Raw genomic sequence first — 9,294 nt, forward strand, 5'->3', positions numbered from 1 at the left:
GCAGGAATCGACCGGCCCAGTGCTGCGCGGGAGGCCGTGGTACCAGCTGCGGGTTGAGGGGAGTCTCGGGCTGCGGGTTCACGAGGAACCCGCAGGAGGGGTCGACCATGCGAACCACACCTCGACTTGTCGAGAACGGTGACGATCTGCTGCGTGCGATCGAGGGTCCCAGGACCGCCGTCAGCGAGGTCGGTGCGCACCGGATCGAGGTGGTGACCATCACCCGAAACCGCATGTGCCTTCATCCCAGTCACTTGCCCGACGGCGAGGCGATCGCTCGATCGCTCGGGTTGGACCTGCCCATGGATCACCGGATGTTCGTGCCCGGCCACACGCTGTGGTGCGGCGAGCGCGAGGGTCTGGAGACGCAGGTCCGTTCGATCCTGCGGCAGGTCGAGGGTGTGGCCCGATGACACGGCAGCAAATCATGATGGCGGATCCGTGCCTGGTCGCCCTGGACATCGACGGCACGCTCGTGGACGGTGACAGCAGGATCCCGTCTGGCACGGTCGAGGCGCTGGACCTGGTCCGCGCCGCCGGGCACGAAGTGGTCCTCGCCACGGGGCGGTCGCTGGCCGGGCTGCTGCCGATCGCGCTCAGGTTGGGAGTCAGCGACGGGTCGGCGGTGTGCTCCAACGGTTCGGTGACCGTCCGCCTGGACCGGTCGGCGCCGGCTGGGTACGACGTCGTGGCCGCCCGCACGTTCGACCCAGGCCCCGTCATCCACCGCGCGGCGCACGTTGTCCCGGGTGTGCGGGTCGCGGTGGAAGAGGTCGGCTGGGGCTGGAGAACGAACATCCCGTTCGCGCCGGGCGAGCTCAACGGGCAGCAGAAGCCGGCGACGCTGGACGATCTGGCGTCCGAGCCTGCTACCCGGGTCGTACTCACGGCTCCAGGCATCCGCCGGATTGCCGACGCTCTGGACGCCACCGGGGCCACAGTCGCCGCAATGGACCTCGACTGGCTCGACCTCACCGCGCCTGGTGTGAACAAGGCGGCTGCACTCGACGGCGTGCGCAAGCACCTGCGCATCCCCGCCGATCGCACAGTGGCGGTCGGAGACGGCGTCAACGACCGCGAGATGTTCGCGTGGGCCGCACGCTCGATCGCGATGGGACACGCACCCGCCATGGTGCGCAGTGCCGCCGACGAGACGACCGGCACCATCACCGAGGCCGGAGCCCTACCGGTGCTGCACTCCCTCGTCCCAGATATCGACGATTCGTTGTCATCGCTGGCCGGACAGCTCGCCGTGGCTGAGCAGACCGCGCCAGGTCCGGCCGCGCTGAGGGTGTGGCACGGCACAGGGCCGGACCTGTCCCGGTGCGAAGTCTGGACGCTCCAGGCCGGTCACTGGGTCCGGCACGCGCCGGTCCCGTCCGGCGTCGGGACCACGATGCGCGCCCTCGAGACCGCCGCGCTGGAGGCGAACCTGCCGTTCCCCCGAGGGGACGAGGGTCGACGCCGCGCCCGATGGCGCAGCGTCACCACGAGCAGCGGCCCAGCCGGGTTCGAGCTCCCTCTCACCAGTCTCTAGCCAGGCACCTAACCATTCGATCTTGCGGCCGGGCGCGCACCCCAATCCCTGTGACAGAACAAACGGGCGGCCACCGGTATCCCGGCAACCACCCGTTAGCCCGTGCTCATCGCCCGCTCTTGCGGACTGTGTGCGGACTGGCAGCCCAGAACAGGCTACTGACCTGCATGTTCACCGGTAGTTCGTGAACTGGAGCGCGAAGTCCAGGTCCGAGCCCTTCAGCAGGGCCATCACTTCCTGCAGCTGGTCGCGCGACTTGCTGGTCACGCGCACCTCGTCACCGGTGATCTGCGTCTTCACGCCCTTGGGGCCCTCTTCGCGGATGATCTTGGTGACCTTCTTCGCGGACTCGCCCGCCAGGCCTTCCTTGAGAGTGGCCGCGAGGCGGTACTCCTTGCCGGAGGGCTGGGGCTCGCGCTCGCCGACGTCGATCGCCTTGAGCGAGACCCCGCGCCTGATCAGCTTGGTCTCGAAGACGTCGAGGACCGCGAGCACGCGCTCCGACGAGTTGGCGACGATCACGATGCTCTCGCCGCTCCAGCTGATCGAAGCGCCCACGTTCTTGAAGTCGTACCGCTGCGAGACTTCCTTGCCGGACTGGTTCAGCGCGTTGTCGACCTCCTGGCGGTCGACCTTGCTGACGATGTCGAACGACGAGTCGGCCATGTCGTGCTCCTTCTGCGTAACGACCGGACGCCCCTGCACGCCCGGTGAGGATTCGGCACCACCGTATCCGGCGCTGCGGGTGCCGACGAACGGATGGCGCAGGTCACCGACCCCTGCCGGCAGGGTCCGGCGGTCGCCACTGCTCAGTACCGCGGCGGCGTACCCCAGGGCGGCGCGTCGGGACCCGGCGTCGGTCCGCCGGACCAGCCAGGTCCGTAACCGTCCGACGGCCCGCCGGCCATCGTCTCGAGACGGCGGATCCGGTCCTTCATCGGCGGGTGCGTGGCGAACATGCGCCCGATCCCGGCCCCTCGGAACGGGTTGGCGATCATCAGGTGCGACACGTTGGTCAAATCTCGGTCCTGCGGCAGCGGCGCGCGCTGAGTGCCCTGCTCCAGCTTGTTCAGCGCCGAGGCCAGCGCCAGGGGGTCGCCCGTGAGACGGGCACCGTCCTCGTCGGCGTCGTACTCACGCGTGCGGGAGATCGCCATCTGGATCAGCATCGCGGCCACCGGGGCGAGGAACGCCATGGCGAGCGCGGCGAGCGGGTTGCCGCCCTCACGGCGGTCACCGCCGCCGAAGAACAGGAGGAACTGCGCCAGCGCCGTGATGAGCCCGGCCATCGCGGAAGCGACCGACGACGTGAGGATGTCGCGGTTGTAGACGTGCATGAGCTCGTGCCCCAGCACGCCCCGCAGCTCGCGCTCGTTCAGCAGCTGGAGGATGCCCTCCGTGCAGCAAACTGCCGCGTTCTTCGGGTTACGGCCCGTGGCGAACGCGTTGGGCGCCTTGGTGGGCGAGATGTACAGCCGGGGCATCGGCTGGCGCGCCGCAGTCGACAGCTCCCGCACGATGCGGTGCATCTCCGGCGCCTGCAGCTCCGTGACGGGATACGCGCGCATCGCTCGGATCGCCAGCTTGTCGGAGTTCCAGTAGCCGTAGGCCGTCGTGCCCAGCCCGATGAGCACGAAGATCCAGAGCATGCCGGAACTGCGCCCGAGGAGGGCCCAGATCCCGAAGATCACGACCCACATACCGCCGAACAGCGCGGCTGTCTTCAGCCCGTTGTAGTGCCTGTGCATCGCACTCCTTTCCTCCAAGCCGAACGCGCCACGCCGGGCGGCGGTTCCCACGAGCATGATCTCGCACTGCGCCGCGGGCATGAAAACGGCGTGAGCCCCGTACGGGACCCACGCCGTCTGCACATCATGACCGGACCGGTCAGGCCTGCGGCCTGCTGATCGAGATCATCTCGTCACGCGGCACCACCTTGACCCGCTCACGGCCCTCTGCCTCGCCGAGCGCCCGCTCGTGGGCGTCCAAGAGCTCCCAGCCGGACCACTCGATGTACCCGACGCCCTTGCCCGCCAGGAACTCGGTGACGGCCTCCGGCGCACCGTGCGATGCGGTACGGCCACCGTCCAGGTCACCGGGAGCCTCGCCGTCGGCCACACCGGTGACGTCCTCGACGAGGTGGCGCACCGTCTCCGAGGCGTCGGACTTGGTGTGGCCGATGAGGCCCACCGGGCCGCGCTTGATCCAGCCCGTCGCGTACACGCCGGGAACCTGGTTGCCGTCGATGTCGACGACCCGGCCCTCTCGGTTGGTGATGACGCCCTTGACGTCGTCGTACGGGATCTCCGGCAGGGCCGAGCCGAAGTAGCCCACGGCGCGGTAGACCGCCTGGACCGGCCAGTCGATGAACTCACCGGTGCCCTTGCTGGTGCCGTCGCCCTGTAGCGCGGTGCGCTCGGTGCGGAAGCCGACCACCTTGCCGTTCTCGCCGAGCACCTCGGCCGGGGAGTTCAGGAAGTGCAGGTGCAGGCGGCGCGACGCCGTGTTCTGCGCCGGGTCCTTCAGCGTCCAGTCCACCAGGGTCTTCACGACCTGCTTGGTCTGGTTCGAGGAGTTGATGGCCGCCTCGGAGCCCTCGTCGAAGTCGAAGTCCTCCGGGTACACGACGATGTCGACGTCGGGCACGTGGCCCAGCTCGCGCAGCTCCAGCGGCGAGAACTTGACCTGCGCCGGGCCGCGACGTGCGAACACGTGCACGTCCGTGACCGGAGACGACTTCAGGATCTCGTACACGTTGGTCGGGACCTCGGTGGGCAGCAGGTCGTCCGCGTGCTTGGCGAGGATGCGGGCCACGTCGAGGGCGACGTTGCCTGCGCCGATCACCGCCACCTGCTCCGCCTCCAGCGGCCAGGTGCGCGGCACGTCCGGGTGGCCGTCGTACCAGGACACGAAGTCCGCGGCACCGTACGAGCCGTCCAGGTCGATACCGGGGATGTCCAGCTCGGCGTCCTTGATGGAGCCGGTGGAGAAGATCACCGCGTCGTAGAACTGGCGCAGGTCCTCGAGCTTCACGTCCACGCCGTAGTCCACGTTGGCGAGCAGCCGGATGTCTCCGCGGCTGAGCACGCGGTGGAGCGCGACGATGATCTGCTTGATGCGCGGGTGGTCCGGGGCCACGCCGTACCGCACCAGGCCGAACGGCGCGGGAAGGCGCTCGAACAGGTCGATGCTGACGTCGAGGTCGGTCTTGGACAGGATGTCGCTCGCGTAGATGCCGGCAGGGCCGGCGCCGACGACGGCGACGCGCAGGGGTCGGGTGGTGCTCACGAAAGGGGCGCCTTCCGGGTCGAGGTCAGGAGGGGAAGCGAAGGCCGGTCCTGATTCTACCGACAGGGTAAGGATCGCCTCACCAGCCGTCTCATCTTTCACACCGGACGTGCGGGATCGTCACCTGCTGGGCTGGCCGGCACCGACCTCGGTGATCGCCCGCCGCAGGTCCTCCTTGCCGCTCCCGCCCATGGCACGCAACGGGCTGTACGCAGGGACGACGGTCACGGACGCACTGCCGTCGGACAGGTGCAGCGCGTCCACCGAACGGGTCCCGTAGACCGCCTTCACCACCGTGGCTTCCGCGGGGCGGCGCAGGGTCCAGCTCGGCGCCGTGCTGCGGCGACCGGCCCAGACCTCGACCAGGGCCTCGGTGACCACGAGCGCCATGGGGCTGCCGCCCGTGCTCATGAGGCCCGGGACGGCGTTGGCGAACGACGCGGCCTCGTCGGCCGCCTCCCCCGTCGAGTACGCGGGGACGACGACGACGTCGGTCCGGTTCTGCCGGGCGTTCGAGACCACTGCGCTCGACCGCCGGAGCATCACGGCCACCGTGATGCCGCAGATCACCAGGACGATGACGAGCGCGATCCACAACGTGCTGTCGCCGAGGCCGTCACGCTGGACGGTGAGCACGAGCCGCACGACCGAGACGAGGGCGAAGACGACGAGGGCACCGATCCATAGCTTCTTGCGGGCGTTCGCGTTCATGGTGCCTCCGAGGGGTTCGGCGTGGGCTGCTGGGTCTGCTGTTCCTCGAGCCATTGCTCCTGGGACCACTCGTCGTAGCGGTCCTGGGCGGACTCACGGTTGCGATCGTCCAGCCAGATGGCACCGAGGAACAGTCCGGTGGCGACCAACATGGCGAGCACGATGAGAAGAGTAGGGCGCAACGGCTCCCAGAGCCTGGTGTAGTTCCCCAGGTCGCCGATGAAGAAGCGGTAACCACCCAGCACCCAGAACCCGAAGAAGCAGACAACCAGAGCCAGAACTATCGCCAAGATGGCGGTGAGCACGCTCGGGTCGTCCGACGGGAGCGGCGGCGCCGCGGCGATCATCCGCGCACCACGGGGTGCAGGGAGAGAACTATCGCGTCGAAGAGTTCGAGCATCGCCTCACGGAGCGGCACGAACGGCGTGGTGAAAGACACCTGGAGAATCTTGTCGAGACCTCGACGCTCTGTCCAATAATCGGCCCTGAGCTCGGGCAGCATCGGGTTGCCTTCCGCGTCGGTCCGCTCGATCTCGCTCTGTCGTACTGCGCGCAGCACCCACCCGTCGTCGAGCTTCTGCTTGTCGACGTCCGCACCCGACGTCGAACCGGTGATGCTCGCGATCAGCTCGTCACGGCCGCCTTCAGTCACCTGGTACGTGAACACAGCCATGGTGCCGGTGATCGCGACGTCGCCGACGTCCATGCTGAAGACGGCCAGGCTGAGCCCGCCCTCCTCGGCCGCGCCGTGGGCGGCCTGCGAGAGGTACTCACGCGCCTCTCGCCGGGCGCGGGCCCGGTCGTCCCGGCGGCCCAGCCGGCCGACGACGATCTTGCGCACCGCGCCGTCGATCTGCGCAGTGTCCGTCAGCGGGACGGTCCACCAGCCGCGCGGATACACGAACGCCCACGAGGTGGCCGCCGCGCGGAACGAAGCGGCCGCAGCGGCCTGAAGGTCGGCAGGACCGTCGTCAGACTCGGCCCCGAGGCCGGGCCCCGAGGCCTCTGTCTCCGTACTCACTCCAGCCCCAGCTCCTTCGACAGCGCCGACCCAGGCTCGACCCCGTAGAAGGCATGCGAGAGGAGGTCACCGATCTGCTCCTCGATCTCGTCCAGCAGGTGCGCGTACACGCTCCGGAACTCAAGCCGAACCACTTCGTCCTTGGCGTCGCTGAAGAAAGTGTAGAACCAGTACAGATACAGTTCGCCCGCTTCATTGACCGTGTCGATGACCTGCTCGACGAACGGGCCGAGGTCTACCTCGCCCTCACCCACGTCGTACGAGCTGATCGTCACGCCGGGCAGTTGCGGTACCCGCGCCGCCTGCTTGCGGAACTTCCGGTACGCCTTCTTCACGTTCCCCCGGTCAGGGAACGTCTTGATCAGCACACCGACGCGAACCTCGTGATCATGTTCGGCAGGGAGCCAGACACCAGCGCCCCACGCGGTCCCGTCGCCGTCCTCGACCGCGTCCTGGTCCATGGCACGAATGGCGCCGATCACAGCGGGGTTGCCAACACCCCACTCCCGGGTAGCGGCGATCTCCTCCGCTCCCTCGCCGCCGCCCATACCCGTAACCCAGAAGATCCAGTCCTCCCGCTCCGGAAAGGTGAAGACCTGATCCTCGTCCCACGGACGCCACGACTCCTCCTGCTGCTCCATCGCTTGCTCCCCCTCGTTTCTCACCATGTACGCACGTCCCGATACAACAGGGTCGAGTTGGCGGCTACGTCCGTCGCGTACGGCACAAGGGCCGACCCAAAGCTGCCGACCTTCGCCGGGTTGAGCGAGCCGAGGCGCCCCATGGTGCCGACATAGCCCGTCGCGTTCTTCGAGAACTGCGCAATGTCGTCGACGTTGCGCAACGTCTGATAGGCGCGCGCCGCCTCGCCATGACCCATGAAGTTCATGACCCCGGCTCGACCGGATAGTCCCTTGAAGGACGCCAGCCCGGACTTGACCCAGCTCACCGGGTTCAGCTTGGTGTACGGAACTGACTTGAAGGCCTTCGTCGCGTTGGACAATGCGTTTCGTACCGTGGCCCGGGTCTGCGGACTGCCGAACTTAGAGACGTTCCGACTCATCCGCGCCTGGCGTGACGCACCCTGCGCCACCCCCTTCGCCGCCGCGGCCTTTCCGAACGCCCCGACGAACCGCCCGACACCGAACGACGCGACACCGATCACGCCGAGCAGCACGTTCACCCAATCGCCCTCGCCGTGTGCCACCAGCGCGATGTCGGCCACGAGCGCCGCGATCGTCGCGACGATCGCGATGGCTGTCAGGATCTGTCCGAGGATCGGCACCCAGCCGAGGAACAGCGCGGCGATACCCGCCCACATGGCGATCTTGCCTGCCCACTTGGAGACAAACTCCGCGAGCCCCTTGCCCCACTTCTCCCACATGCCGTCATTGAGGTCGTCGGCCTCGATCGCTTCGCTGATCTTGGTGGCCGCCGTACCCGCCTTGGTGCGCCAGGCGCTGACGATGCTGGGCAGCTCGCCGATGATCCCGTCGAGCACCCCACGCGAGGTGCTCAGGTTGCCGTTGGCAGTGCTGGACGCGTTGCGCATCCCTGGATCGAGGTCCTCACCAGAGGTCCGGGACGCCGTCGTCGCGTCCTCGAGGTTGGACTTCGCGGTCGCGGCGGCCTGCTGGTCCTGCTCGACCTGTTCCTGCGCGACACGAGCCCGCTGCAGGAGCGCCAGCGCATCGTCCTGAGCTGTGTGGTGGTCCACCCCGTACTGGGTCAGAGCCTCTGCGGCCGCCCTGTAGCGGGTCTCGGCCTTGTTCACCTCGCCACGGACGTCCTCCGCCTTCTCCCGCAGCTTGTCGACCGCATCGGACTCGAAGCCCTCCATGTCTTCCATGACACCGAGCGAGCGGTAGGCGTCCGCCATCGCGTCGGCGATCTCGCCGTAGTAGGTACCGGCGGACGTGGACCTGTCCGGCTCTCCCGGAACGGGGTTCGACGTCGCCAACGGTTCCCAGCTCATGCGTCTCCCTCGAGGTTCTTTCCGAGCTCTGTGTCGAGATCGCGAAACTGCTCGCCGACGGCCGAGGTCAGCTCAGCGAGATTCTCGATGGCCTCACGCATGTCCTCGCGCCGGTTCTTCCACTTGGTGGAGAAGTCCCGGACCGCGTTCGCCAGCCCGTCGTCGCCCACGGCGTCGGCAACGGACTCGGCATAGGCGTCGGCGCCCTCGAACTCGTTGACGATCGACGTGAGCTGGCTACCCGTCTCGGTCAGCAGGTTGAGGTCGACCAGTAGTCGGTCTCCCACGGCATGCCTTTCTGGTAGGTGTTGACGCGACAGGAGGGCGGTTCCAGGCTGATGCCCGGAACCGCCCTCCTGCACGTACAGGTCGCGCTGGTTCTCAGATGCCGGCAGCGAGCTGCGAGTCGGCGTCCTGCAGCGTCGTAGCGGCCTGCTCCAGGAACGAGGCCATACCCTCGATACCCTCGATGGCCTGCTTCGCGCCCGTCGTGAACTCCTCGTACGACTGCTGGAACTTGCCCGACGCCTGGTCCGTCTGGAAACCAGACGCCACCAGGTTGTTCACCTGAGACGACAGGTTCGTCAGCGTGTCCATGACCTGCGACTGACCGTTACGCAGCTGACCGGCAGTACCCCGGAGCTCCTCGTACGTCACGTTCATGTTTGCCATGAAGTTTCCCCTTCTCAGATCCCGGCCGGCCCCCACGGCCGATCCGACTACCCAGACCCTAACGGCCACCGACCCACCGGTCGATGGGTA

12 protein-coding genes are annotated in these 9,294 nt (G+C 67.9%); 2 read left to right on the forward strand and 10 right to left on the reverse strand.

What is annotated here, in order from left to right; all coding sequences use genetic code 11:
- Positions 1–107 precede the first annotated feature (107 nt).
- A complete protein-coding gene (locus APR04_RS08305; RefSeq protein ID WP_253869245.1) occupies positions 108–413 on the forward strand; it encodes a hypothetical protein in 306 nt (101 codons plus the stop codon).
- Positions 410–1,537 carry an HAD family hydrolase gene (locus tag APR04_RS08310; protein WP_253869246.1) on the forward strand — a complete coding sequence of 376 codons (1,128 nt, stop codon included), beginning with the start codon at positions 410–412 and terminating at the stop codon, positions 1,535–1,537. The genes APR04_RS08305 and APR04_RS08310 overlap by 4 nt, the downstream gene beginning before the upstream one ends.
- Before the next feature lie 171 nt (positions 1,538–1,708).
- On the opposite strand, the gene APR04_RS08315 is transcribed toward APR04_RS08310, so the two are convergent.
- From APR04_RS08315 to APR04_RS08360, 10 genes are all read right to left on the reverse strand, one after another.
- Complete coding sequence (locus APR04_RS08315; RefSeq protein WP_253869247.1) at positions 1,709–2,203, reverse strand: YajQ family cyclic di-GMP-binding protein; 495 nt, start codon at positions 2,201–2,203, stop codon at positions 1,709–1,711.
- Between the two features lie 143 nt (positions 2,204–2,346).
- Positions 2,347–3,285 carry a zinc metalloprotease HtpX gene (gene htpX, locus APR04_RS08320; RefSeq protein WP_253869248.1) on the reverse strand — a complete coding sequence of 313 codons (939 nt, stop codon included), beginning with the start codon at positions 3,283–3,285 and terminating at the stop codon, positions 2,347–2,349.
- Positions 3,286–3,424: 139 nt separating this feature from the next.
- Complete coding sequence (locus APR04_RS08325) at positions 3,425–4,825, reverse strand: FAD-dependent oxidoreductase (protein WP_253869249.1); 1,401 nt, start codon at positions 4,823–4,825, stop codon at positions 3,425–3,427.
- A 120-nt stretch (positions 4,826–4,945) separates the two neighbouring features.
- A complete protein-coding gene (locus tag APR04_RS08330) occupies positions 4,946–5,536 on the reverse strand; it encodes a hypothetical protein (protein WP_253869250.1) in 591 nt (196 codons plus the stop codon).
- Positions 5,533–5,883, reverse strand: coding sequence for a hypothetical protein (locus APR04_RS08335; protein WP_253869251.1), 351 nt, complete (start codon positions 5,881–5,883; stop codon positions 5,533–5,535). Before APR04_RS08335 ends, APR04_RS08330 begins: the two co-directional genes overlap by 4 nt.
- Complete coding sequence (locus APR04_RS08340) at positions 5,880–6,557, reverse strand: hypothetical protein (protein ID WP_253869252.1); 678 nt, start codon at positions 6,555–6,557, stop codon at positions 5,880–5,882. Before APR04_RS08340 ends, APR04_RS08335 begins: the two co-directional genes overlap by 4 nt.
- The gene (locus tag APR04_RS08345; protein ID WP_253869253.1) at positions 6,554–7,198 is read right to left on the reverse strand and encodes a hypothetical protein; all 645 of its coding nucleotides are present in this window, start codon (positions 7,196–7,198) and stop codon (positions 6,554–6,556) included. Before APR04_RS08345 ends, APR04_RS08340 begins: the two co-directional genes overlap by 4 nt.
- A 20-nt stretch (positions 7,199–7,218) precedes the next feature.
- Positions 7,219–8,532, reverse strand: coding sequence for a hypothetical protein (locus tag APR04_RS08350; RefSeq protein ID WP_253869254.1), 1,314 nt, complete (start codon positions 8,530–8,532; stop codon positions 7,219–7,221).
- The gene (locus APR04_RS08355) at positions 8,529–8,819 is read right to left on the reverse strand and encodes a hypothetical protein (protein ID WP_253869255.1); all 291 of its coding nucleotides are present in this window, start codon (positions 8,817–8,819) and stop codon (positions 8,529–8,531) included. Before APR04_RS08355 ends, APR04_RS08350 begins: the two co-directional genes overlap by 4 nt.
- Before the next feature lie 94 nt (positions 8,820–8,913).
- Entirely contained in the window at positions 8,914–9,204 is a 291-nt protein-coding gene (locus tag APR04_RS08360) for a WXG100 family type VII secretion target (RefSeq protein WP_253869256.1), read from the reverse strand.
- Positions 9,205–9,294 lie beyond the last annotated feature (90 nt).

The sequence above is a fragment of the Promicromonospora umidemergens genome (assembly GCF_024171995.1).
In the GTDB taxonomy this organism is placed as follows: Bacteria; Actinomycetota; Actinomycetes; order Actinomycetales; family Cellulomonadaceae; genus Promicromonospora; species Promicromonospora umidemergens.